The sequence below is a fragment of the Bradyrhizobium sp. BRP23 genome (genome assembly GCF_020194135.1).
Taxonomy (GTDB): Bacteria; Pseudomonadota; Alphaproteobacteria; order Rhizobiales; family Xanthobacteraceae; genus Bradyrhizobium; species Bradyrhizobium yuanmingense.
The window spans coordinates 1-22,328 of sequence record NZ_JADYVW010000024.1 but is presented as its reverse complement, the minus strand read 5'-3'; the positions used below and the strand labels follow the sequence as shown (position 1 = coordinate 22,328).

Genomic DNA, 22,328 nt, shown 5'->3' with positions numbered 1-22,328 from the left:
GATGTCCGATTTAACACTGCTCGCGCCAGCCTGATGTGACGCGCCGGACATCGAATGGAGCGGCTGCGTTTTTAGTCCAGCACCTCGACGATGCGGCGCGAGCGCGGCTCGACCAGCACGGTTTCGCCGTTCACGACGGTGTAGCGATAGGTCGTGGCGCCGAAACGTTGCGGCACGTCATAATAAGTGACGCCTGCCTCGGGTAAGGTGGTGCCGACCACCACGCGATCCGGAATGCGGAAGGGCGGCACACGTTGTTCAACGACATATTCGCGGAAGGCTGGCCGTTGTTCGACGGCAATCGTCGGCGCGCCGTCGACCATGGCGGGCGCGCGTCCAATCGTGACATCGCTTTGCGCCTGCGCCGCAAGGGGCGCGCCGGTTGCGGCCGCGAGCGCTGCGAGAGCAAAAATCCTGTTCCGCATGGACAACTCCTTCGACGTGATTCTGCGGGCGCGCGAGCGGCGCGACCGGTTGCCAATGCGTGCCTCAAGCCAATGTTCCGGCAAAAGGCATGCCGCATTCGCGGCAATTTCGGGCAGTTTTCGTGAGGCCGGAACTCGCAGCAGCCCTTGCGCATCTCTACTCCCGGAACCCATCCGGTTATGATCCGCGCGCGATTCGCCTCACCTCACAGAAAGATAGTTCATGCACATCACCGTCGCCCACATTTCGCCGATCCTGTCGTTGATTGCGGGCGTGCTCATCCTGATCATGCCGCGGCTTCTCAACCTCATCGTCGCGATCTTCCTCATCGTCAACGGCGCGATCGGGCTCGGGCTCCTGAAGTGGCTCCGCTTCTAGGCGTTCACTTTTCGGAACTGTCCGTCTTGCGCGGGCCCGCCCAAAGTGGTGTAAGGCCCGCGATTTCCCATTCCTCTCGCAGGTTGTGTGCAAGCTATGGCCAAAGCCGCCTCGAAGCCTTCTAAAACTGCAGCGAAATCAAAGCCCTCCGCCAAGGCGAAGGCCGCGCCGGCGGCCCGCAAGGCGCTGGCCAAGAGCGCGCCGAAGCCGGTCGCCAAACCCACTGCAAAGCCGGTGGCAAAGGCAATGACCAAGGCGGCTTCGCCGAAGGTTGCCGCGAAGCCTGCGCCGAAGAAGGTTGTGCCTGCCAAGGCGGCGCCGGCAGCGGCGAAGGCCGGCAAATGGGTCTACACGTTCGGTGACGGCAAGGCCGAGGGCCGGACGGAAATGCGCGACCTGCTCGGCGGCAAGGGCGCCAACCTCGCTGAGATGGCCAATCTCGGCCTGCCGGTGCCTCCGGGCTTCACCATCCCGACCTCGGTCTGCACCTATTTCTACGAGCACGACAAGACCTACCCGAAGGAACTGAAGCCGCAGGTTGAGAAGGCGCTCGACTATGTCGGCAAGTTGACCGGCAAGGTGTTCGGCGACACCAGGAACCCGCTGCTCGTCTCGGTGCGCTCCGGCGCGCGCGCCTCGATGCCGGGCATGATGGACACCGTGCTCAATCTCGGCCTCAACGACCAGACCGTGGAAGCGCTGGCCGAGCTGTCGGGCGACCGCCGTTTCGCCTATGACAGCTATCGCCGCTTCATCACGATGTATTCCGACGTGGTGCTCGGCTTCGAGCATCATCACTTCGAGGAGATCCTCGACACCTTCAAGGACAGCCAGGGCTACACGCTCGACACCGATCTGTCGGCTGAGGATTGGGTCGAACTGGTCGGCAAGTACAAGGACGCGGTCGCGCGCGAGACCGGCAAGGAATTCCCGCAGGATCCGCACGACCAGCTCTGGGGCGCGATCGGCGCGGTGTTCTCATCCTGGATGAACGCGCGCGCGGTGACCTACCGCAAGCTGCACGACATTCCGGAATCCTGGGGCACCGCGGTCAACGTGCAGGCCATGGTGTTCGGCAACATGGGCGAGACATCGGCCACGGGCGTTGCCTTCACCCGCAACCCCTCGACCGGCGAGAGCAAGCTCTACGGCGAGTTCCTGATCAACGCACAAGGCGAGGACGTGGTCGCGGGCATCCGCACGCCGCAGGACATCACCGAGGAGGCGCGGAAGGAGTCGGGCTCCGACAAGGCGTCGATGGAAGCGGCGATGCCGGAAGCCTTCAAGGAGCTGACGCGGATCTACACGCTGCTCGAGAAGCACTACCGCGACATGCAGGACATGGAGTTCACCGTCGAGCAGGGTAAGCTCTGGATGCTCCAAACCCGCGGCGGCAAGCGCACCGCCAAGGCGGCGCTGCGTATCGCGGTCGAGCTCGCCAATGAGGGCCTGATCTCGAAGAAGGAAGCGGTGACGCGGATCGATCCGGCCTCGCTCGACCAGCTCCTGCATCCGACCATCGATCCCAACGCCAAGCGCGACGTGATCGCAACCGGCCTGCCGGCTTCGCCGGGTGCGGCCTCCGGCGAGATCGTGTTCTCCTCGGACGAGGCGGCCAAGCTTCAGGGCGACGGACGCAAGGTGATTTTGGTCCGCATCGAGACCAGCCCGGAAGACATCCACGGCATGCACGCCGCCGAAGGCATCCTGACCACGCGCGGCGGCATGACCTCGCACGCGGCGGTGGTCGCGCGCGGCATGGGCAAGCCCTGCGTCTCCGGCTGCGGCACCATCCGCGTCGATTACGGCCGCGGCACCATGAGCATCGGCTCGCGCACCTTCAAGACCGGTGATGTCATCACCATCGACGGCTCGCTCGGCCAGGTGCTCGCCGGCCGCATGCCGATGATCGAGCCGGAGCTGTCCGGCGAGTTCGGCACGCTGATGAACTGGGCCGACCAGGTCCGCAAGATCGGCGTCCGGGTCAACGGCGACACGCCTGACGACGCGCGCACGGCGATCAAGTTCGGCGCGGAAGGGATCGGCCTCTGCCGCACCGAGCACATGTTCTTCGAGGAGACGCGCATCCGCACGGTGCGCGAGATGATCCTCTCCGAGGACGAGCAGTCGCGCCGCGCCGCGCTGGCAAAACTGCTGCCGATGCAGCGCGCCGACTTCGTCGAGCTGTTCGAGATCATGAAGGGCCTGCCCGTCACGATCCGGCTTCTGGATCCTCCCCTTCATGAATTCCTGCCGCACACCCATGCCGAGGTCGAGGAAGTGGCGCGCGCCATGAACACCGACCCGCGGCGCCTCGCCGACCGCGCCCGGGAGCTCTCGGAGTTCAACCCGATGCTCGGCTTCCGCGGCTGCCGCATCGCCATCGCCTATCCCGAGATCGCCGAGATGCAGGCCCGCGCGATCTTCGAGGCGGCGGTCGAGGCGCAGAAGCGCACCGGCAAGGCCGTCGGCCTCGAGGTGATGGTGCCGCTGATCGCGACCAAGGCCGAGCTCGACCTGGTCAAGGCACGGATCGATGCCACCGCACAGGCCGTGATGCGCGAGACCAACACCAAGCTGGCCTATCAGGTCGGCACCATGATCGAGCTGCCGCGCGCCTGCCTGCTCGCGGGCGAGATCGCGCAGTCGGCCGAGTTCTTCTCGTTCGGCACCAACGACCTGACGCAGACGACCTACGGCATCAGCCGCGACGACGCGGCGAGCTTCCTCGGTCCCTATGTGGCGAAGGGCATCCTCACGGTCGATCCCTTCATCTCGCTCGATCAGGAAGGCGTCGGCGAGCTGGTCAAGATCGGCGTCGCCCGCGGCCGCAAGACCCGCACTTCGCTCAAGGTCGGCATCTGCGGCGAGCACGGCGGCGATCCCGCCTCCGTCGCCTTCTGCCACCATATCGGTCTCGACTACGTCTCCTGCTCGCCCTACCGCGTGCCGATCGCGCGGCTTGCAGCGGCGCAGGCCGCGCTCGGCAAGGCGATCGCGAGCCAGGCGTAAGCCGAAACACAGACTTGAATTGAGAGAGGCGGGGCCCAGCCCCGCCTCTCATTTTTGGCACTGCTCTCTCCGCGTCGTCATTGCGAGCCACCGGGTCCGCGCAAAGCGCGGCCCGATGACAGGCTCCGCGAAGCAATCCAGAGTCGTTCCGCAGAGGGACTCTACTCGGCGCCCCTCACATCATCCCCGTCTCATCCTCCTCGGCCTGCCCGATCAGCGCCTCGCTCGCTACCGCCTCGCGGCGGGGCACGACGAACATCATCACGCAGGCGCAAAGGATCGAGATCGCGAGGACCGCGGAGGTCAGCGGCAGCGTCGTTGCGGAGTGGCCGCCGAGATAGGCGCCGAACTGCGACATCAGCGCGCCAATGCCTTGCTGCAGGAAGCCCATCGCGCCCGAGGCGGTGCCGGCCGCTTCGGGACGGATGCTGATGGCGCCGGCGGCGGAATTCGCCATCACGAAGGCATTGCCGGCCATCACGATCATATGGGTGCCGAACAGCCAGGCGGGCGCCTCGTTCCAACCGACGAAGCTCCAGAGCAGGTTCGCAAGGCTGCCGCAGAGCTGCAGGGCGAGCCCGAACCAGATCAGCTTCTCCAGTGAGTGGCGCGGCGCAAAGCGCACGCAGAGCAGGTTGCCGACCAGAAACGCAAAGCCCGTCGTCGCGAACCAGGCGCCGTATTCGGCGCTGCTGCGGCCCATCTGCGTCACCACGATGTAGGGCCCGCCACCGGCGAAGGTGAAGATGATCTGGGACGCCAGCACTTGGCACATCACATAGCCGACGAAGGCGCGGTTGCGGATGAGCATGCCGATATCGCCGCGGAAGCCGCTGCCGGCGGCGCGGCTGCGGCGGGTCTCAGGCAGCGCCAAGGCGATCCCGACGGCAACGACGATGGCGGCGATGGTGATGGCATAAAAGATCGCGCGCCATCCCAACGCGGTCTCGATCAGGCCGCCGGTGAGCGGCGAGACCATCTGCCCGATCATCAGCGCCGCGACCACGAGGCTGATCATCGAGGCGACGCGGTCGCGCTCGTAGATGTCGCGGATGATGGCCCGGCTGATCACCATGCCGGATGCGCCGCCGAGCGCCTGGAAGAAGCGTGCGGCGATCAATTGCGGCAGGGTCTCGGCGAAAATGCAGGCGACGCTGGCCGCCACCATCAGTGCAAGTCCTCCGAGCAGCACCGGACGCCGCCCGAACCGGTCCGACAGCGGCCCCATGATCAGCTGCGACAGCGCGATGCCGACCATGTAGAGCGACACCGTCATCTGCGCGATCGAGATGTCGCTGCCGAAATCCGTCGCCAGCACCGGCAGCGCCGGAACCAGGATGTAGAGCGAGATCGGTGCGACCCCGGTCATCACCACCAGCAGCAGCAACACCAGACGCGAGGTCGCGAGGTTGCCGGCCGCTTCGGGCGGCTTGCTGATGATGCCGTGCATCGCCGGACACTAGCCGCATCGCGTTGCGAGCGAATACGCTCATTTCGGCATACGGCTATGCGCGAGGCGTCAAGGCGCTGGGCCTGTAGGGTGGGCAAAGACGCGCTCTTTGCGCGGCGTGCCCACCATTGCTGCCGTCACCCGGAGATGGATGGTGGGCACGCATCCGCCTCCGCTCTTCGAGCGGCAGCGGATGCTTTGCCCACCCTACGCAGGCAGTCTTATGACGGAGTTAGAGCTTCAGCTCCGCCGTGGCCTGATCGAGCCAGGTCTTCGTCGCCTCGTCCAGCGCCGGCCGCACGTCGTCCCTGACGCGCGCATGGTACGCGTTCAGCCAATCGAGCTCGTCGCGGCTCAGCATCGCGACATCGATCAGACGGCGGTCGATCGGCGCCAGGGTCAGCGTCTCGAACGCGTTCATCGGCTTCTCGGCACCCTTGATGTCGGCGGCGACGACCAGCTCGAGATTCTCGATGCGGATGCCGAAGCCATCGGTCTTGTAATAGCCGGGCTCGTTCGACAGGATCATGCCGCGCTTCAGCGGCGTGGTGCCGAGCTTCGAAATTCGCGCCGGTCCTTCGTGCACCGAGAGATAGCTGCCGACGCCGTGGCCGGTGCCGTGCTCGAAATCGAGCCCGACGGCCCAGAGATGTTGCCGCGCCAGCGTGTCGAGTTGCGCGCCCGTGGTGCCGTCCGGAAAGACGGCGCGCGCGATCGCGATGTGGCCGCGCAGCACGCGGGTGAAGCGGTCGCGCATCTCATCCGTCGGCTCGCCGACCGCCATGGTGCGCGTGACGTCGGTGGTGCCGTCTTCATATTGCGCGCCGGAATCGATCAGCAGGAGATCGCCGGGCGCGATCCGCCGGTTGCTCTTGCGGGTGACGCGGTAATGCACGATGGCGCCGTTCGGGCCGGTGCCGGAGATGGTCGGGAACGAGACGTCCCTGAGCGCGCCGGTGTCGCGGCGGAAGGTTTCCAGCGCCTCGACCGCGTCGATCTCGGTGAGCTTGCCGCTTGGCGCCTCGCGATCGATCCATGCGAGGAAGCGCGCCAGCGCCACGGCGTCGCGCAAATGAGCCGTCTTGGTGCCCTTGATCTCGGTCGCGTTCTTGACCGCCTTGAGCAGTGCAACCGGATCGCTGCCGCGCACCGGCTTGCCGCCGGCCCCGCTGATCAGGCGGCTGAGTGCGTCGGCCGCTGTGGCATTGTCGAGCGCAATGGCCGCACCGCTCTTGGCCAGCGCCATCAGCGTCGGCGCCATGGCGTCCGGTTCGCGCACGTCAGCGGACTGCTCGAGATGGTCGCGTGTGAGGTTGGAGAGCTTGCGGTGGTCGATGAAGATGGTGGGACGGCCGTCCTTCGGCACCAGCGCGTAGGACAGTGGCAGCGGCGTATGGGCGACGTCGGCGCCGCGGATGTTGAAGGTCCAGGCCACTGCGTGGCTGTCCGACAGCACCAAGGCATCGGTGCCGAGCTTGGCGATCTCGGCCCTGATCTGGGTCAGCTTCTCCGCTTCAGTGATACCGGCGTGCTGAAGGCTGTGCACCGCGACGGGGGCGAGCGGCGGCTGCGGCCGGTCCTGCCAGATCGCGTCGATCGGATTGCTGTCGACCGCAACCAGCTCGGCCCCGGCCTTGGCGCAGGCGGCGGACAGCCGTTCTGCTGCCGAAAAAGTGTGCAGCCACGGATCAAATCCGAGGCGGTCGCCGGCTTTCAGATGCGCCGCCACCCAGCTCTCCGGCGGCGGGTCGATCAGCGATTCCACTACCCATGCCTTGGCATCGACCTGCTTGGCCGCCTGCAGCGTGTAGCGGCCGTCGACGAACAGCGCAGCCTCCTGCGGCAGAACCACTGCTAGTCCCGCCGAGCCGGTAAAGCCGGTCAGCCAGGCGAGCCGCTCTTCCGATGGCGGCACATATTCGTTCTGCTGCTGGTCGGCACGTGGCACGACGAAGCCGGTCAACTTGCGACGGGCAAGTTCTTCGCGAAGTGCGGCCAGCCGTGCCGCCAACGCGACGCCGGCCTCCGGCTCCTCGAATGTCTGGAAGTGCGCTTCGAACATGGTGGATCACTTTAGGATCATGGAGATCAGTCCGCAATGTAGACGCATTTGCGTCGCATCTGGCATGGACTGTGCTTGAAATAGTTCCATTCGAATCGAGTGGAGTAAAGGATGCGGCAGTTGCGCTTCGTCCGGATAACAGGGAAATTCGAGCGGGTGGTTCATCTCAACGGCGAGGGGACACACAATGCCAGCGTTCACCTTTGAGAAGATTTCGCCGCCGGCGCGCCGCGCTCCGACAGCGGCAGTAACAAAGAAGCCGCGCGGCCTCATCAGCCAGATGATCGACCGTTTCGCCGAGCGCCGCGCCAAGCGCGCCTTGCGGGGCAAGCGCGCGTCACGCCGCGACGTGAAGCCGGCCGAGTAGCGCGGCGAGGGAGCGCACCGCCGTCGCGACGCGGTTAGTTCATCCCACCTTCCTCAGCAGCAGACCGCTCCACCCCTCGATGCGCAGATGTTTCACCGGCACGAGGCCGCGGGCGCGGTAGGCGGCGATCACGGCGGGCGCCTGGTGCGTCAAGAGGCCGGAGAGGATGACGCGGGCACCAGGCGCAAGGTGCCGCGTCATCGGGCTCGCCAATTGCCGCAACGGATTGGCAAGGATATTGGCGAGCACCAGGTCGAACGGGCCTGCACGCGCAAAATCTGGCGCGGCAAAGCCGGTCGCGCGGATCACCCGCACATGGTTGCCAACTTCGTTCAGCGTGGCGTTCTCGGCGGCCACCCGGACCGATGGCGGATCAATGTCGGAAGCGAGCACCGCGCGATGCAGCGCCTTCGCCGCCGCGATCGCCAGCACGCCCGTGCCGGTGCCGAGATCGAGCAGGCTCCTTGGGCGGGAGCTCTTCAGGACATGGTCAAGCAGAAGTAAACAGCCGCGCGTCGTGCCATGGTGACCGGTGCCGAAGGCGAGCGCCGCCTCGATCTCGATGGCAAGCTTGTTCGGCGCCACACGGTCGCGATCGTGGCTGCCGTGCACGACGAAGCGGCCGGCCGGCACCGGGACGAGATCTTCAAGGCTGGCTTTGACCCAGTCCTTGGCTTCGACAGTGTCGAAGACGAGCGTCGCCGCGATCTCATTTCCTGCTGAAGTTGCAACGAGTTCGCGCAGCCATGCCTGATCGGGCGCTGCGGCGAAATGCAACGTGACGTCCCAGCGTCCGTCAGGCCGTTCGAACGCGGCGACCGCCGCATCGCCGTCGAAAAAGACCTCGGTGAGCACGTCGACGACGCGCTTGGCGTCGGCTTCGCTGCCAATCGAAAAGCTGGCGCGATGGGTCGGGGAAGGCTGCATTCAGGGTTCCGTCGCGTTCAATTTTTGGAACTTTTGCTGCCCAGTTTTCGGACAAGTTGAGGTTCCCATATTAACGCGCCTGCAGGGTGTGGCCCGTATATTTTCGGATGTACAAGCAAGTCCACGCAGCTTTGAATTGAAACGGAGGCGAGTCTTGAAGCGCATGATTCAGAAGTTCTGGTCGGATGAGTCCGGTGCAACCGCGATCGAATACGGCCTGATCGCCGCGGGTATCGCCCTGGCGATCATTACCGTGGTGAACGGCCTGGGCACCACCATGAACGAGAAGTTCACTTCGATTAGCACCTCCTTGAAGTAATTTCCGCCGCCATTTTCCAGCGGGGGCTATTTTCTTCAAAGGCTGTTCCTGATCACCGCCTGCTAGGGGTTTCCCCTGGCGGGCGAGGTCGTTTTTGCCGCCCGACTTCACAGCTTATCCGCCTGCTTGTCCGGACTTTATCCACCACTTTTCCCCTGATCGCCTCGCCGATTTCCCACCGGCTTTCCCCAGGATCGCTCCTGGCCGTATCGCCCAGGCCTCCTCTGGCCGCTCACAGGCCTTTCGACAGCCTGTCCACTGCCAATCCACAGCCCTATCCACGGCTCCCGAACAGGGCGCGGTGATCCCGCAGGATCGCCTGCGCGGCGTTATGGCCGGGGGCGCCGGTGACGCCGCCGCCGGGATGGGCGCCAGATCCGCAATGGTAGAGGCCTCTCAGCGGCCCGCGATAATCGGCGTGGCCCAGCATCGGCCGCGCCGAGAACAACTGGTTCAGCGTCAGCGCGCCGTGGAAGATGTCGCCGCCGAGCAGCCCGAATTGCCGCTCGAGATCGAGCGGAGACAGGATCTGACGGCCGAGCACGCTCGCCGCGAAGCCCGGGGCGTATTTATCCACCGTCGCGATCATGAGATCGGCGACCTCGTCGCGATGGTCGTCCCACGACTTGCCATCGGGAAGCCCTGGTGCGGCATGCTGACAGAACAGGCTCGCGACATGCTTGCCGGCCGGGGCCAGCGTGTCGTCGAGCGTCGAGGGGATCAGCATCTCCACCACGGGCTCGCGGCTCCAGCCCTGGGCGCGCGCGTCGAGCCAGGCACGGTCCATATAGCCGAGGCTCGGCGCCAGGATGATGCCGGAGGTGAGGTGATCGCCCTCGCCTGAGAGCGCCGTGAAGGAGGGCAGGCGGTCCAGCGCCACATTCATCCGGAAGGTGCCGGAGCCGTTCTTCCAATGCCGCATGCGGGCGAGGAAGTCCGCAGGCAGAGCATCGGCCGCGATCAGGCGCGTGTAGAGCAGCTTTGGATTGACATTGGCCGCGACATATTTCGCGCGGATCGCAGAGCCGTTCTCCAGCACGATTCCGACGGCGCGGTCGCGCTCGACGATGACCTCGCGCACACCGGCATCCGTGTCGATCACGACGCCACGGTCGCGTGCCGCGCGCGCCATCGCCTGCGTGATCGCGCCCATGCCGCCGATGGCGTGGCCCCACACGCCCTTCTTGCCGTTCACCTCCCCGAACGCATGATGCAGCATCACATAGGCCGAGCCGGCGGCGTAGGGGCTGGCATAGTTGCCGACGATGGCGTCGAAGCCGAACAGCGCCTTGACTAGATCGTGCTCGAAACGTTCGTCCAGCATCTCGCCGGCCGAGCGCGTGAACAGATCGAGCAGGCTGCGGCTTTGTTCCAGCGTCAGGCCGCGCAGAATGTTGGCGCTCTGCAAAGCGTTCACGGCCTCGCGGACCGCGTTGGTGCCAAAGCTGTCGAGCAGGTTCGGCGGCGCGCGCAGCACGAACCGCCTGAGCACGTCGGCAATGCCTTCCAGCTCGCGCGCGAAGCCGTCGAGCGCTTCCGCATCATGCGCGCTGAGCCGCGCCACCGAGGCTTTCGTTCGCCCCTCGCCGGTGAGGAGATAGCTGCCGTCCGGCGCGGGCAGAAAATTCTGCGCACGCCGCTCGACGATGCGCAGGCCCTGCTCGGCGAGCTTGAGGTCACGGATCACCTGCGGATTGAGCAGGCTGACGGTATAGGCGGCGACAGAATTGCGAAAGCCGGGGTGAAACTCCTCCGTCACCGCGGCACCGCCGACCACCTTGCGCCGTTCGACCACGCGCACGCGCAGGCCCGCCATCGCCAGATAGGTCGCGCAGGTGAGGCCGTTATGGCCCGCGCCGATGATGATGACGTCGGTATCTGTCATGAAGAATGCGAGGCCCGGTCTACTGTCATTCCGGGGCTCGCGAAGCGAGAACCCGGAATCTCGAGGTTCCGGGTTCGATGCTTTGCATCGCCCGGAACGACCCTCTTATATCAAGCATTCCTTGCTGCAACATCACGCCACACTTTATTGCCCGTCCAGGCGCCTTGTGCTCCATTGCGCGCGATCCGGCGCCCGCCGGGGTTTGAGCCGGAGCATTCATGGATTCGATCGTGCAACCCGCCGCCACGGAGCAGCCGTCGTCGTCGCGCAACCGGCTGCTGCTGACGGTCTACACCGCTGCGATCTTCGTCAGCGCGCTGCTGCTGTTCTCGGTTCAGCCGCTGTTCACCAAGATGGTGCTGCCGCGGCTCGGCGGCTCGCCGGCGGTGTGGTCGGTGGCCATGGTGTTCTTCCAGTCGCTGCTGCTGGCCGGCTATGCCTATGCGCATCTGCTGATGCAGGCGCGGAACCGGATCGTCCCCGTCGCGGTACATCTGGTGCTGCTGTTCGCCGCCTTCGCCACGCTGCCGCTCGGCATCGCCTCCGCCTATGGCGAGCCGCCGGCTTCGGGCTACGCAGTCTGGCTGCTCGCCCTGTTCGCGGTCTCGATCGGGCTGCCGTTCTTTGCGCTCGCCGCGAACAATCCGCTGCTGCAGGCCTGGTTCGTCCGCACCGGCCATCCGGCCGGGCACGATCCCTATTTCCTCTACGCCTCCTCCAATGTCGGCAGCTTCCTCGCGCTGTTGTCCTATCCGTTCCTGCTGGAGCCGATGTTCACGCTGCAGATGCAGAACCGGTTCTGGACCGGTGGCTATGGCCTGCTGATCCTCCTCATCGGCGCCTGCGGCGTGCTGTTGTTGCGTTCGCCGAAGTTGGCGGTGACCGACACGCGGGCCGAGGACGTGAATGCACCCGCGCCCGGCCTCGTGACGCGGCTGCGCTGGATCTTCCTCGCCGCCGTGCCATCGGGCCTGCTCATCGCCGTCACCGCGCACATCTCGACCGACGTCGCGGCGGCGCCGCTTTTGTGGGTGCTGCCGCTGTCGCTTTACCTCTTGACCTGGGTCGTCGTGTTCCAGTCGCGGCCGCTGCTGCCGCACAAATGGATGCTGATGCTCCAGCCGGTCGCGATTGCGGGCGTCGTCGTCCTGCTGGCTTTCGGCGGCGAGCAGAACCTGCTGCTGACCCTCGGCGGACATCAACTCTGCTTCTTCGTCATCGCCATGGCCTGCCACGGCGAGCTGGCGCGGACGCGGCCTGCCGCCAAATATCTCACCGGCTTCTATGTCGCGTTGTCGTTCGGTGGCATGGTCGGCGGCTTGTTCGCGGGGCTCGTTGCGCCCTTCACCTTCTCGTGGATCGCCGAATATCCGATCCTGATCGCGCTTGCCGCGCTGTGCCGTCCGTCCGGGAATGAGCGGCTGGCCGCAATCGTCAAATGGTACTGGCTGGCGCTCGCCGCGCTCGCGGTGGCGCTCATCGCGCCGTCATATACGACCGGTGGCCTCTCGACCTGGTTCGAGGATCATCGTGTCTGGGTCGCCGGCGCCGTCGGCGTGCTCGCCGCGCTGCTCGCGCTGATCCTCAATGCCGGGCGCTGGAAGATCTTTGCCACCGTCGTGCTGGCGCTGGCGTTGATCCGCGTCTATCCCGCGGACGAGGGCCGCGTCACGACCGTGCGCAGCTTCTTCGGCGTGCACAAGATCGTGGTGACGCCGGGCGGTTATTTCCACGTGCTGATGCACGGCACCACCATTCATGGCGCCGAGCGTTTCCGCAACAATGACGGCACGCCTGTTGCCGGCCGGCCCGAGCCGATCACCTATTATCACAAGGACGGCGGCATCGGTCAGGCCGTCAGCGCGATCCGCGAGCGCAAGGGCGCGCCGCTGAAGGTCGCCGCGATCGGCGTCGGCTCCGGCACGCTCGCCTGCGCCGCCGAGCGGGGGGAGGACTGGACCTTTTTCGAGATCGATCAGTCCATGGTCGACGCGGCACGCGACCCGAGGAATTTCCGCTACATCTCGAGCTGCATGCCCGACATGAAGCCCGTCATCGGCGATGCGCGCCTCACCTTCGCCAAGGAGCCCGACGGCGCCTATGATCTCGTCATCGTCGACGCCTATTCGTCCGACGCGATCCCGATCCATCTTGCGACCGAAGAGGCGATGAAGATCTACAAGGACAAGCTCGCGCCGCACGGTGCCGTGGTGATGCACGTCTCCAACCGGCATCTGGACCTCGAAACCGTCGTCGTCGGTATCGCGGACGCCAATGATCTCAAGAGCTGGGTCTTCAACGAGGATTCCGGGCGCGATGGTGACTACATCTTCTCCACCGACGTCGTCATCTCCGCGCGCGAGGAGGCCGACATCGGCAGGCTCGCGTCCTCCAAGCAATGGGAACAGACCGAAGCCGACGACAGGGTGCGGGTCTGGACCGATGACTATTCGAACATCCTGGGCGCGCTGTATCGGCGTTGGAAGGACGGCGAGTAGGGCTCTCTTCGTAGCCCGGATGGAGCGAAGCGCAATCCGGGGGCGCTCCCGGCGTGGTACTGTCCCGGATTTCGCTGCGCTCCATCCGGGCTACGAGGCATCGCAACTACGGCGCCACGGGCGTCCCCACCGGCAGCGCAATTCCCTTAGCGCCGGCCACCTCTCGTAATAGATCCGGCCTGTCCGAGATGATGCCGTCGACGCCGAGCTCGATCATGCGCGTCATGTCCTCGCGCCTGTTCACCGTCCACACCACGACGCGCAGTCCGAGCGCGTGGGCCTCGGAGACCAGAGGCGCGGTCACGTCGCCGAAATAGGGCGACCAGATCGCGCCGCCCGCAGCCTTGATCGTGCGCGGCAGCGAGCCGGCGTGATCGGCCGGGTTGAACCCCGCCGTCCAGTTTGTCGCCTTGTCGAGCGCTACCGTCGGAGCCAGGCTGCGCTGGATCGTCAGGTACGCGGTCGGGATGTTCGGCGCCTGCTGCTGGACGCGACGCAAGGTTCGCCAGTCGAACGACTGGATCATGACGCGATCGGAGACTCCCTCGGTCTCGATCACCCCGAGCAGCTTCGCGACGAATTCTTGCGGATCAAGCGTTTCATCGGGACGGTTCGGATCGATCTTGGTCTCGATGTTGAAGCGCACTTGCCTGTTGCCGGACTTGCGCACCAGCGCGAACAGCTCGCGCAAGGTGGGAATGCGAGTCCCCGGGACGGCACGCTGGCCCGGAAATTGTTTCGCATAGGCACTGTCCGGCCGAATCTGGCCGACGTCATAGGTCCTGATCTCGTCGAGCCGCAATTTCACGAACGGCGTGCCGGGCGGAGCGATGTAGGCGCCATCGGGCCGCCGTGCGAGATCGGGATTGAGCCCGCGCTCATGCGCGACGATCACTTCGCCGTCGGCGGTGACGCCGACGTCGAGCTCCAGCGTGTCCACGCCCATCGTCAGCGAATGGGCGAAGGCGGGCAGGGTGTTTTCCGGCAGCAGCGCCCGCCCGCCGCGATGCGCCTCGAGGTCGAAGGCCAAATCAGATCCCATGGCTTGTCCGGCAGTGAGCAGCGAGAGCAGCACCGGGATTGTCGTGGCACGTGATGGCATGGTGCCTCGACGGTCAAGGGCGGTTGATGGTCGCCGGGTCAGTTCTGATAGTAGTAGCCGCGCGGCTGATAAACCTGCCGCGGCTGCGGCTGATAGTAATAGCCCTGCTGGCCGTAGCCCTGGTCGTAATAAGGCCGCGGCTGCTGCTGATAGACCTGCGCGTCGTAGAGCGGGCGGGTGGCCGAGCGCGGCGCCGGATAGCGCGCGCCGGTGTCGCTGCCGTCGGCCGGGTAGATGTAATTGTCGTCCTGCGGCATGTAGCGCCGCGCGGGCTGCGCCGGCGGGGTCAGGTCCACGGGGGCGCCGGTGGTGGCGTATTGGTCTTCGGCCGGCTGCGGGGCGCGGGCCACCGCAGTGTTGTTGCGGCCGCGCGGATTGCGCGCCAGCGCCACCTGGGCCGAGCCGGTTAGCGTCACCGTGGTGTTGAGCACGCCCTGCTGCTGCACCAGCGCATAGAGCGTCGAGGCATTCTGGCGCGACAGGCGCACGCAGCCATGGGATGCCGGCGAGCCGAGCCGGCCGACCGAGTCCGTGCCGTGGATGGCGTGCCCGACCTTGGTGAAGAAGATCGCGTGCGGCATCGGCGCGTCGTCGAATTCCTTGGAGTAGTGATCCTCTTCCATGCGGAAGGCCCGGAAGGCGCCGTTCGGCGTCTCGCGCGAGGGGAGGCCGGTCGACACCGGCCAGCGGTAGCGCGCGACCCCGTCGACGGCGACGGTCATCTGCTGATTGTCCTTGTCGACGGTGATCTCGACCTTGGCTTGCGCCGTGCCCGCGCTCATAAGCATCAGGGACGTGAAAGCAATAAAAAACGAACGCATCTGACTTCTGGCCTCCGGCCTGTTCATGCTTAGCGCCGCGGCTCTCCGTCCCCCGGCGTGCATTATGCCTGCAGCCCGGCGTTGGTTCCAGCGGCCAGCCTGTCCATCGTTAACGTGATGGCAGGCGTAAGCAAGGCCGCTTTGTGCCGCGCCGGCCGGCGGCGCTGACATTTTCGCGAGCGCCGCGTGGTCAGTTCTTGAGCCGGTATCCGGTTCGGAAAATCCACCAGATCACGACCAGGCAGATCACCAGGAAGGCCAACGTCATGCCGATGCTGACGGACACGCTGACGTCGGCGATCTCGTAAAAGCTCCAGCGGAAGCCGGAGATCAGATAGACGACCGGGTTGAGCAGCGCGACCGTGCGCCAGGTCGGCGGCAGCATGTCGATGGAATAGAAGCTGCCGCCGAGGAAGGTGAGCGGCGTCACCACCAGCATCGGAATCATCTGCAGCTTCTCGAACCCGTCGGCCCAGATGCCGATGATGAAGCCGAACAGGCTGAACGTCACCGCCGTCAGCACCAGGAAGGTCAACATCCAGACCGGATGCTGGATGTGGAGCGGCACGAACAAGCCGGCTGTCGCCAGGATGATCAGGCCCAGGATGATCGACTTGGTGGCGGCGGCGCCGACATAGCCGAGCACGATCTCGAAATAGGAGATCGGCGCCGACAGGATTTCGTAGATCGTGCCGGTGAATTTCGGGAAGTAGATGCCGAACGAGGCGTTGGCGATGCTCTGCGTCAGCACCGAAAGCATGATCAGGCCCGGCACGATGAAGGTGCCGTAGCTGACGCCCTCGACCTCGCTGATGCGCGAGCCGATCGCAGCGCCGAACACCACGAAATAGAGCGAGGTCGAGACCACCGGCGAGACGATGCTTTGCAGCAGTGTCCGCCAGGTGCGCGCCATTTCGAACAGGTAGATGGCGCGAATGGCGCGGTGGTTCATGACGTCCTCACGAGGTCGACGAAGATGTCCTCGAGCGACGATTGCGTCGTGTCGAGGTCGTTGAAGCGGATGCCGGCGGCGCGCAAATCGCCGAGCAGGCTGGTGATGCCGGTGCGCTCGCCCTGGGTGTCGTAATCGTAGACCAGCGTCGCGCCGCCGTCGCAGAGCTCGAGCTCGTATTGGCTGAGGCTTTCCGGCAACGCCGTCACCTTTGTCTGCAGATGCAGCGTCAGCCGCTTCTTGCCCAGCTTCTGCATCAAGGTGGTCTTGTCCTCGACCAGCACGATCTCGCCCTTGTTGATGACGCCGATGCGGTCGGCCATCTCCTCGGCTTCCTCGATGTAATGCGTGGTGAGGATGATGGTGACGCCGGATTGCTGAAGCCCGCGTACCACCTCCCACATGCCCTTGCGCAGCTCGACGTCGACGCCGGCGGTCGGCTCGTCCAGGAACAGGATCTGCGGCTCGTGCGACAATGCCTTGGCGATCATCACGCGGCGCTTCATGCCGCCGGAGAGCGTGATGATCTTGTTGTCCTTCTTGTCCCACAGCGAGAGGGCCTTCAGCACCTTCTCGATGTGATCGGGGTTCTTCGGCTTGCCGAACAGGCCGCGGGAGAAGCTCACGGTCGCCCACACGCTCTCGAAGGCGTCGGTGTGCAATTCCTGCGGCACGAGGCCGATCAGCGAGCGCGCCTTGCGGTAGGAGGTCTGGATGTCCTCGCCGCCGACCAGGACGCGGCCTTCGCTCGGATTGGCGATGCCGCAAATGATCGAGATCAGCGTGGTCTTGCCGGCGCCGTTGGGGCCGAGCAGCGCAAAAATCTCGCCGCGCTTGATGTCGAGATTGACGTTCTTGAGCGCCTTGAAGCCGGACCCATAGGTCTTCGACATATTGGCGACGGAGATGATGGAAGACATGATGGCCGCGAGGCTGAGGAGCAAAGGCTGGGGAGGGGGCCGGACCATCCAGGAGGACAGGTCGGCGGAGCCCTGAAATAGGAACGCCATTGTCCCTCCGCAATTCCCCGGAGAAAAATGGTCTCAAAACAGGCGCTTTAGTGGCATGTTCCGGGCAAGTGTTGCGCGATGGTCACGGCTTGCTGCTAAGATTGGCGCTCACGCGCCTCTTTGTTGCGTCTGCGAGCGCGCCGTGGCTACGATTCCGGCCAATCGCGAAGCGTATTGTCTCCAGGGAAAAGATCGATGAGACCGAACGGCCGTCACACCGCCGGCGCCAGCCAATTGTCCGCCCTCCGTGTTTGGGCGATGGGCCTGCTCCTGCTGTCAGCTGTTGCCATCAGCCCGACCACCGCCAAGGCCGCGCCGAGCCAGGCCGCGGCGGCGACCACGCATGTCTATCTGCTCCGCGGCGTGCTCAACATCTTCTCGCTCGGCCTCGACACCATCGGCGCCCGGCTCCAGGCGCAGGGCGTTCCGGTGACCGTCGCCAATTTCGTGTCCTGGTCCTCGCTCGCCGATGAAGCGGCGGCTGCCTACAAGGCCGGTCGGCTCAAGACCATCATCCTGGTCGGCCATTCCTCGGGTGCGACCGCGCTGCCCGACATGATCGCCAAGCTCAACCAGCTCGGCGTGCCCGTGAAGCTCGCGATCGGCCTCGACTCCGTGTTCAAGACCAAGCTCTCAACCGGCGCGGAACGCTACATCAACATCTATATCGGCGATGGCCCCGGCGAGCCGGTGCGGGCCGCGGCCGGGTTCCGCGGCAAGCTCGATAATGTCGACATCCGCGGCAGTGGCGTCGGCCACGTCTCGATCGACAAGAACGAGGCGATCCAGCGCCGTGTCATTGCCGAGATCAATGCTGCGATTATGCGCTCGCGCGCCCCGGCTGCTCCCGTCGCCGAGCCCGGCGCACCGCGGCCCGCGCGCGCGGCGGCGGCGACGGCGCCGGCGCGGAACTGAGCCGTCGCGCATCCTGCAGCGTGATGCCCGCCTAAGCTGGCGTCACGCGAACCGGCATGCTCTCCAGCCCGCGCAGGGAATTGTTGAGCCTGCGCTTCGGCTCCGCCGTGAGCTCGATCGTCTTCACGCGCCTTGCGAGCTCGCCGAAGATCAGTTCGCCCTCCAGACGCGCGATCATCTGGCCGACGCAGGCGTGTATGCCTGCGCCGAAGCCGACATGGCCGGTCGCAACCCGCTCCACGTCGAAACGGGCCGGCTTGTCCCAGCGCGCGGGATCGCGATTGGCGGAGGCCATGAACAGCAGCACCTTGCGGTGCGCCGGGATCATGCCGCCGCCGATCTCGGCATCGCGCGAGGTGGTACGAAAGAACGTCTGCACCGGTGAATCGTAGCGCAGACCTTCCTCGAAGGCGTTGCGTGCCAGCTCTGGTTTCTCGTGCAGCTTGCGATATTCGTCCGGATGGGTGGCGAGCGCGAGCAGGGTATTGCCGATGCTATTGACGGTGGTGTCGATCCCGGCCGTGAGGAACGGCCGCACCAGATGCGTCGCCTCGTGCTCGGTGATCTCGCCCTCATCGGCCGCCTGGTAGATCATCATGCCGAGGCTGTCGGGCCGTAGCGCATCGCGCGCACAACATTCCATGATCCAGCTCTGCGCCGCGAGACCATCCTTCCGCGACGCCGCGAGGATCTCGTTCTCCGGGCCGAAGCTGTTGAATACGAACGTGCTCCAGGCGAGCAGCTTCTCGCGCCCATCGGGGCGGATGCCGATCGCGTCCGGAAACACCTTCATCGGATAGGCTTCCGCAAGATCGGTCACGGCATCGAACGTGCCTTTGTCGATCAGCTCCGAGACCTTCCTCTCTGCTTCGCGCTGGAACGTCTCGCGCAGCTTCCTTGCGACGCCCGGAGACAGCGTGCGGCCGAGCACGCGGCGGCCCTTGTCGTGGTCGGGCGGATCGATCTGCAGGGTCAGCGGCTTTGGCAGCGCCGGGTTCATCCCGCTCAGCCCGACGCCCTCGCCACTGATGAACGTTTTCCAGTCCTTCAGGGCCGCTTCGACCTCGGCATAGCGGGCCATGGCCCACACGTCGTAGCGCTCCACCTCGAACACCGGCCCGATTGCGCGCAGCGCCTCATAGGCGGGATAGGGATCCGTCAGAAAGCCGGGCGCGAACGGATCGACCGGACTGGATGCAATGCCGCTCATGGTCAGCTCCGAACCGCTATTGCTTTGCGAGCGGGCACTGACCGTCACTCTCGGACCGGAACGCGTCCTCGCCCTTGATCGTGGCAACGACCTTCAGCAGATCCCAGGACGAATTCGATTCCTCGGGAGCCTTGACCTGCAACAGGTAGAGCGGATGGATCTTGCGGCCGTCCTTGCGGATGTAGCCCTTGCCGAACAACTGATCGTCGGTCGGCATCTGCTTCATCGTCGCGACCACGGCCTTGCCGTCTTTGGCGCCGCCGGCCTTGTCGACCGCCTTGAGGTAGTGGATGACCGAGGCATAGACGCCGGCCTGCATGTCGTTCGGATAGGCCTTCGAGGGAATGCGTTCGGCGAAGCGCTTCGCGAAAGCACGCGTGCCGTCGGTCAGATCCCAGTAGAACGGATTCATGATCTGCGCGCCCTGCGCAAACTTGAGCCCAAGCGCGGGAAGGCCGTTCATGCCGAGGATCAATCCGACCAGTTTGTGATCCTTCGTCAGCCCGAACTCGGCGGCCTGCTTCATCGAGGTGATGGTATCGTCCCCTGCATTGGCGAATGCGATGACGCTCGCGCCCGACGCCTGGGCCTGGAGCAGGAATGAGGCGTAATCAGCCGTGCCCAACGGATGCCGCACGCTGCCGAGCACCTCACCGCCGGACGCTTTCACGGCTTCCGCGGCCTGCTTTTCCAGATCATGGCCGAACGCGTAATCCGCGGTGATGAAGAACCATTTCTTGCCGCCCTGCTGCACGATGGCCTTGCCGAGGCCGCGCCCGTAGGAATAGGTGTCGTAGGTCCAGTGCACGGTGTTTGGCGTGCACTTCTCGCCGGTCAGCAGTACCGTGCCGGCGCCCGAGCCGACGAAGACCTTGTTCTTCTCGGCGCTCATGCCGGCCACGGCGAGCGCAATCGACGAGTTCGGAATGTCGAAGATCGCATCGACGCTCTCGTTCTCGTACCAGCGCCGGGCGATGCCGATGCCGATGTCCGTCTTGTTCTGATGGTCCGCCGCAACGACTTCCACCGGCTTGCCGGCGGCCTTTCCGCCATAGTCCTCGACGGCCATCTTGGCGGCGACGACCGAGCCGATGCCCTGATAGCTCGCGAACGGCCCCGATTGATCGTTCAGGATGCCGATCTTCACGACGTCCTGGGCCAAGGCCGGTGCGGCGGTCAGCACCGCGGCCACCATGCACAGTTTATGCAGGAATTTGCTGTTCATTGTGTCCCTCCCATGGGCGGTCTTGGTGCCGCTCTATAATAGTTATATTTTATAGCTATTTTTGAGAGTGTCAATTCGGCCGACTTGTGGCCGCCGGATCCAGGATCATGAGCCCGAAAGCAGTCAGACCCGGAGCGAAGCCCCCTCAACCGTCGGAGACGTCACTGGACTTGCGCGCGCTGCAGCGCACGCCCGGCTTCATGCTGCGGCTCGCGCAGCTGAAGTTCTTCGAAGGCTTCTACGAGGAGTTCGCCGCACTGGGCCTGACGCCGGCGACCTACGCGATCTTCGTCGTCATTCGCGACAATCCGGGCGTTCCCCCCAGCAGCCTTGCCAGCCTGCTCCGCCTGCGCCTGCCGAACCTGATCAAGATCCTGAACGAGCTGGAATCGTCCGGCTTCATCAAGCGTAACCGCTCGAAATCCGACCGCCGCGCCGTCGAGTTGATGCTTACGCCGAAGGGCGCCAAGCTCATTCAGGACGGGGCAAGCCTGACGGGGCTCTATAACCGGAAGATGCTGGCCCCGCTCACCGAGGCGGAGCAACGCACCCTGCTCGAATTGCTCAATCGGCTGCTGCCGCTTTAGCCCGGGAGAGGCCCGCCTGAGGCCGACGGTCGCAGCCACGTCCAGCGGCGCGGCAGCCGGAGAGGGCGCCGGACGAGAGATGGTCGGTTCCGTGCCCCAAAATCCACCCAATCGATGGTCACTAAGCCGGTCAGGGGAGGCCCCTGCCTCCCGTGGTGGGACTGCTGGACTGATGATTCATTCGAGGCGACTCCTCGCGCTGGCAGCAGTGGTGCTGCTCGCCTTGAGCAGTGGCATGGCCGCTGCTACTCCCCCCAAGTCCAAGACCAACGCGACCGCCCCCGCCGCGCCGCCGCCGCCTCCGCCGTTCGAGCCGTTGCCGCCGCCAAAAATCTACCTGTTCCGCGGCGCCATGGGCCCGATCTTCTCGACCGGCATGGATCGGCTCGAAGAGAAGCTAACGAAGGCCGGCTTCTCGGCCAACGTCTACGAATTCACCATCTGCCGGTGGATCGGCGATCGCGCCATCTCCAGCTATAAGGAATCGCCGGCGCCGATCGTGCTGATGGGCCATTCCATGGGCGGGCTGTGCTCGATCGTCATCTCCGAGATGGCGGCCAAGGAGAACATCCCGATCAGCCTCGTCATCGCCATCGATCCCGCGCAAGCGACCGGCGATGTCCCCCTCAACGTCGAGCGCTTCATCAACATCTTCCTGTCCGACAGCGTGCTCGGCGGCGGCGACGTCGTGGCTGTTCCCGGCTTTCGCGGCCATTACGCCAGCTATGACCTCAAGCGGAACGCGCGCGTCACCCACATCAACATCGAGAAGTCCGACGATATCCATCGTCAGATCGTCGAGATGGTGACGCAGCTGCCGCGCATTCCGCCGCAAACGCAGGCCGATGCCGTGCCGCTGCGCTATCTCGTGCCGGCGGACACGCTGGTCGAATTGTGGGACAGCGGCGTGCGGGTGCCGGTGCGCCGCGGCGACACCATGGAGAGCATCGCAGCAGCAAACCGCGTGCCGCTGTGGACGCTCGCGCAGAGCAACTCGCTGCCCGAGAACGCGCAGCTGACGCCGGGCCAGACCATCATCGTCCCCCGCCATCTGACACCGCCCGAGCCGGCCGCCGCGATGGCCACGCCGCCGGCGTCACCGGCGGCGCGGAGGTAGGGGCCGTTATCTTGCCGCAGAAGGCGGTGCGCTCCCTCTCCCGCTTGCGGGGGAGGGTTGGGGAG

Annotated in this window: 19 protein-coding genes; 8 read left to right on the top strand and 11 right to left on the bottom strand. The window is 65.4% G+C overall.

The genetic code is table 11. The features are described 5' to 3' along the window. Positions 1–71 precede the first annotated feature (71 nt). The gene (locus tag I6F24_RS35255) at positions 72–425 is read right to left on the bottom strand and encodes a DUF1236 domain-containing protein (RefSeq protein ID WP_036006381.1); all 354 of its coding nucleotides are present in this window, start codon (positions 423–425) and stop codon (positions 72–74) included. A 223-nt stretch (positions 426–648) separates the two neighbouring features. Between I6F24_RS35255 and I6F24_RS35250 the strand changes: the two genes are divergently transcribed. Continuing rightward, positions 649–804: a DUF3096 domain-containing protein gene (locus I6F24_RS35250; RefSeq protein WP_008562090.1), complete on the top strand. Its 156-nt coding sequence runs from the start codon at positions 649–651 to the stop codon at positions 802–804. A gap of 96 nt (positions 805–900) precedes the next feature. Then, positions 901–3,816: a pyruvate, phosphate dikinase gene (gene ppdK, locus I6F24_RS35245; RefSeq protein ID WP_036024905.1), complete on the top strand. Its 2,916-nt coding sequence runs from the start codon at positions 901–903 to the stop codon at positions 3,814–3,816. A gap of 175 nt (positions 3,817–3,991) precedes the next feature. On the opposite strand, the gene I6F24_RS35240 is transcribed toward ppdK, so the two are convergent. Together I6F24_RS35240 and I6F24_RS35235 are read right to left on the bottom strand one after the other, a co-directional pair. Further along, positions 3,992–5,266, bottom strand: a complete 1,275-nt coding sequence (locus I6F24_RS35240) for a multidrug effflux MFS transporter (RefSeq protein ID WP_036024906.1) — start codon at positions 5,264–5,266, stop codon at positions 3,992–3,994. Between the two features lie 232 nt (positions 5,267–5,498). Continuing rightward, entirely contained in the window at positions 5,499–7,328 is a 1,830-nt protein-coding gene (locus I6F24_RS35235) for an aminopeptidase P family protein (protein WP_225150265.1), read from the bottom strand. A gap of 187 nt (positions 7,329–7,515) precedes the next feature. Between I6F24_RS35235 and I6F24_RS35230 the strand changes: the two genes are divergently transcribed. Next, on the top strand, positions 7,516–7,695 hold the full coding sequence (locus I6F24_RS35230) for a hypothetical protein (protein ID WP_036024908.1): 180 nt from the start codon (positions 7,516–7,518) through the stop codon (positions 7,693–7,695). Positions 7,696–7,734: 39 nt separating this feature from the next. Here I6F24_RS35230 and I6F24_RS35225 read toward each other — a convergent pair whose 3' ends face one another. Next, the gene (locus I6F24_RS35225) at positions 7,735–8,622 is read right to left on the bottom strand and encodes a 50S ribosomal protein L11 methyltransferase (protein WP_225150267.1); all 888 of its coding nucleotides are present in this window, start codon (positions 8,620–8,622) and stop codon (positions 7,735–7,737) included. Positions 8,623–8,776: 154 nt separating this feature from the next. On the opposite strand from I6F24_RS35225, the gene I6F24_RS35220 reads away from it, so the two are divergent. After that, positions 8,777–8,941, top strand: coding sequence for a Flp family type IVb pilin (locus I6F24_RS35220; protein ID WP_036006397.1), 165 nt, complete (start codon positions 8,777–8,779; stop codon positions 8,939–8,941). Positions 8,942–9,215: 274 nt separating this feature from the next. Here I6F24_RS35220 and I6F24_RS35215 read toward each other — a convergent pair whose 3' ends face one another. Beyond that, positions 9,216–10,826: an NAD(P)/FAD-dependent oxidoreductase gene (locus tag I6F24_RS35215; RefSeq protein WP_225150269.1), complete on the bottom strand. Its 1,611-nt coding sequence runs from the start codon at positions 10,824–10,826 to the stop codon at positions 9,216–9,218. Positions 10,827–11,044: 218 nt separating this feature from the next. Between I6F24_RS35215 and I6F24_RS35210 the strand changes: the two genes are divergently transcribed. Then, positions 11,045–13,324 (top strand): fused MFS/spermidine synthase, encoded by a 2,280-nt coding sequence (locus I6F24_RS35210; RefSeq protein ID WP_225150271.1) that lies wholly within the window; start codon positions 11,045–11,047, stop codon positions 13,322–13,324. Between the two features lie 106 nt (positions 13,325–13,430). Here I6F24_RS35210 and I6F24_RS35205 read toward each other — a convergent pair whose 3' ends face one another. The 4 genes from I6F24_RS35205 to I6F24_RS35190 form a co-directional block, all read right to left on the bottom strand. After that, on the bottom strand, positions 13,431–14,426 hold the full coding sequence (locus I6F24_RS35205; RefSeq protein ID WP_225150273.1) for a glycerophosphodiester phosphodiesterase: 996 nt from the start codon (positions 14,424–14,426) through the stop codon (positions 13,431–13,433). Between the two features lie 38 nt (positions 14,427–14,464). Next, on the bottom strand, positions 14,465–15,274 hold the full coding sequence (locus I6F24_RS35200; RefSeq protein ID WP_225143104.1) for a L,D-transpeptidase: 810 nt from the start codon (positions 15,272–15,274) through the stop codon (positions 14,465–14,467). A gap of 163 nt (positions 15,275–15,437) precedes the next feature. After that, the gene (locus I6F24_RS35195) at positions 15,438–16,199 is read right to left on the bottom strand and encodes an ABC transporter permease (protein WP_126255290.1); all 762 of its coding nucleotides are present in this window, start codon (positions 16,197–16,199) and stop codon (positions 15,438–15,440) included. Next, entirely contained in the window at positions 16,196–17,119 is a 924-nt protein-coding gene (locus tag I6F24_RS35190) for an ABC transporter ATP-binding protein (RefSeq protein WP_225150688.1), read from the bottom strand. The genes I6F24_RS35195 and I6F24_RS35190 overlap by 4 nt, the downstream gene beginning before the upstream one ends. Positions 17,120–17,404: 285 nt before the next feature. Between I6F24_RS35190 and I6F24_RS35185 the strand changes: the two genes are divergently transcribed. Continuing rightward, positions 17,405–18,124, top strand: coding sequence for a hypothetical protein (locus I6F24_RS35185; RefSeq protein ID WP_225150275.1), 720 nt, complete (start codon positions 17,405–17,407; stop codon positions 18,122–18,124). Positions 18,125–18,155: 31 nt separating this feature from the next. Here I6F24_RS35185 and I6F24_RS35180 read toward each other — a convergent pair whose 3' ends face one another. Then, positions 18,156–19,334, bottom strand: a complete 1,179-nt coding sequence (locus tag I6F24_RS35180; RefSeq protein WP_225150277.1) for a cytochrome P450 — start codon at positions 19,332–19,334, stop codon at positions 18,156–18,158. 16 nt (positions 19,335–19,350) lie between these two features. After that, the gene (locus I6F24_RS35175; protein WP_050995928.1) at positions 19,351–20,559 is read right to left on the bottom strand and encodes an ABC transporter substrate-binding protein; all 1,209 of its coding nucleotides are present in this window, start codon (positions 20,557–20,559) and stop codon (positions 19,351–19,353) included. 107 nt (positions 20,560–20,666) lie between these two features. Between I6F24_RS35175 and I6F24_RS35170 the strand changes: the two genes are divergently transcribed. Together I6F24_RS35170 and I6F24_RS35165 are read left to right on the top strand one after the other, a co-directional pair. Further along, the gene (locus I6F24_RS35170) at positions 20,667–21,146 is read left to right on the top strand and encodes a MarR family transcriptional regulator (RefSeq protein ID WP_225127783.1); all 480 of its coding nucleotides are present in this window, start codon (positions 20,667–20,669) and stop codon (positions 21,144–21,146) included. A 172-nt stretch (positions 21,147–21,318) separates the two neighbouring features. Next, complete coding sequence (locus I6F24_RS35165; RefSeq protein WP_036006428.1) at positions 21,319–22,263, top strand: LysM peptidoglycan-binding domain-containing protein; 945 nt, start codon at positions 21,319–21,321, stop codon at positions 22,261–22,263. Positions 22,264–22,328 lie beyond the last annotated feature (65 nt).

Excerpts from the sequence above, each read along its gene's own strand:
- I6F24_RS35255 (WP_036006381.1), bottom strand. The coding sequence starts at position 425 with ATGCGGAACAGGATTTTTGCTCTCGCAGCGCTCGCGGCCGCAACCGGC.
- I6F24_RS35250 (WP_008562090.1), top strand. The coding sequence starts at position 649 with ATGCACATCACCGTCGCCCACATTTCGCCGATCCTGTCGTTGATTGCG.
- ppdK (WP_036024905.1), top strand. The coding sequence starts at position 901 with ATGGCCAAAGCCGCCTCGAAGCCTTCTAAAACTGCAGCGAAATCAAAG.
- I6F24_RS35240 (WP_036024906.1), bottom strand. The coding sequence starts at position 5,266 with ATGCACGGCATCATCAGCAAGCCGCCCGAAGCGGCCGGCAACCTCGCG.
- I6F24_RS35235 (WP_225150265.1), bottom strand. The coding sequence starts at position 7,328 with ATGTTCGAAGCGCACTTCCAGACATTCGAGGAGCCGGAGGCCGGCGTC.
- I6F24_RS35230 (WP_036024908.1), top strand. The coding sequence starts at position 7,516 with ATGCCAGCGTTCACCTTTGAGAAGATTTCGCCGCCGGCGCGCCGCGCT.
- I6F24_RS35225 (WP_225150267.1), bottom strand. The coding sequence starts at position 8,622 with ATGCAGCCTTCCCCGACCCATCGCGCCAGCTTTTCGATTGGCAGCGAA.
- I6F24_RS35215 (WP_225150269.1), bottom strand. The coding sequence starts at position 10,826 with ATGACAGATACCGACGTCATCATCATCGGCGCGGGCCATAACGGCCTC.
- I6F24_RS35210 (WP_225150271.1), top strand. The coding sequence starts at position 11,045 with ATGGATTCGATCGTGCAACCCGCCGCCACGGAGCAGCCGTCGTCGTCG.
- I6F24_RS35205 (WP_225150273.1), bottom strand. The coding sequence starts at position 14,426 with ATGCCATCACGTGCCACGACAATCCCGGTGCTGCTCTCGCTGCTCACT.
- I6F24_RS35200 (WP_225143104.1), bottom strand. The coding sequence starts at position 15,274 with ATGAACAGGCCGGAGGCCAGAAGTCAGATGCGTTCGTTTTTTATTGCT.
- I6F24_RS35195 (WP_126255290.1), bottom strand. The coding sequence starts at position 16,199 with ATGAACCACCGCGCCATTCGCGCCATCTACCTGTTCGAAATGGCGCGC.
- I6F24_RS35190 (WP_225150688.1), bottom strand. The coding sequence starts at position 17,119 with ATGTCTTCCATCATCTCCGTCGCCAATATGTCGAAGACCTATGGGTCC.
- I6F24_RS35185 (WP_225150275.1), top strand. The coding sequence starts at position 17,405 with ATGAGACCGAACGGCCGTCACACCGCCGGCGCCAGCCAATTGTCCGCC.
- I6F24_RS35180 (WP_225150277.1), bottom strand. The coding sequence starts at position 19,334 with ATGAGCGGCATTGCATCCAGTCCGGTCGATCCGTTCGCGCCCGGCTTT.
- I6F24_RS35175 (WP_050995928.1), bottom strand. The coding sequence starts at position 20,559 with ATGAACAGCAAATTCCTGCATAAACTGTGCATGGTGGCCGCGGTGCTG.
- I6F24_RS35170 (WP_225127783.1), top strand. The coding sequence starts at position 20,667 with ATGAGCCCGAAAGCAGTCAGACCCGGAGCGAAGCCCCCTCAACCGTCG.
- I6F24_RS35165 (WP_036006428.1), top strand. The coding sequence starts at position 21,319 with ATGATTCATTCGAGGCGACTCCTCGCGCTGGCAGCAGTGGTGCTGCTC.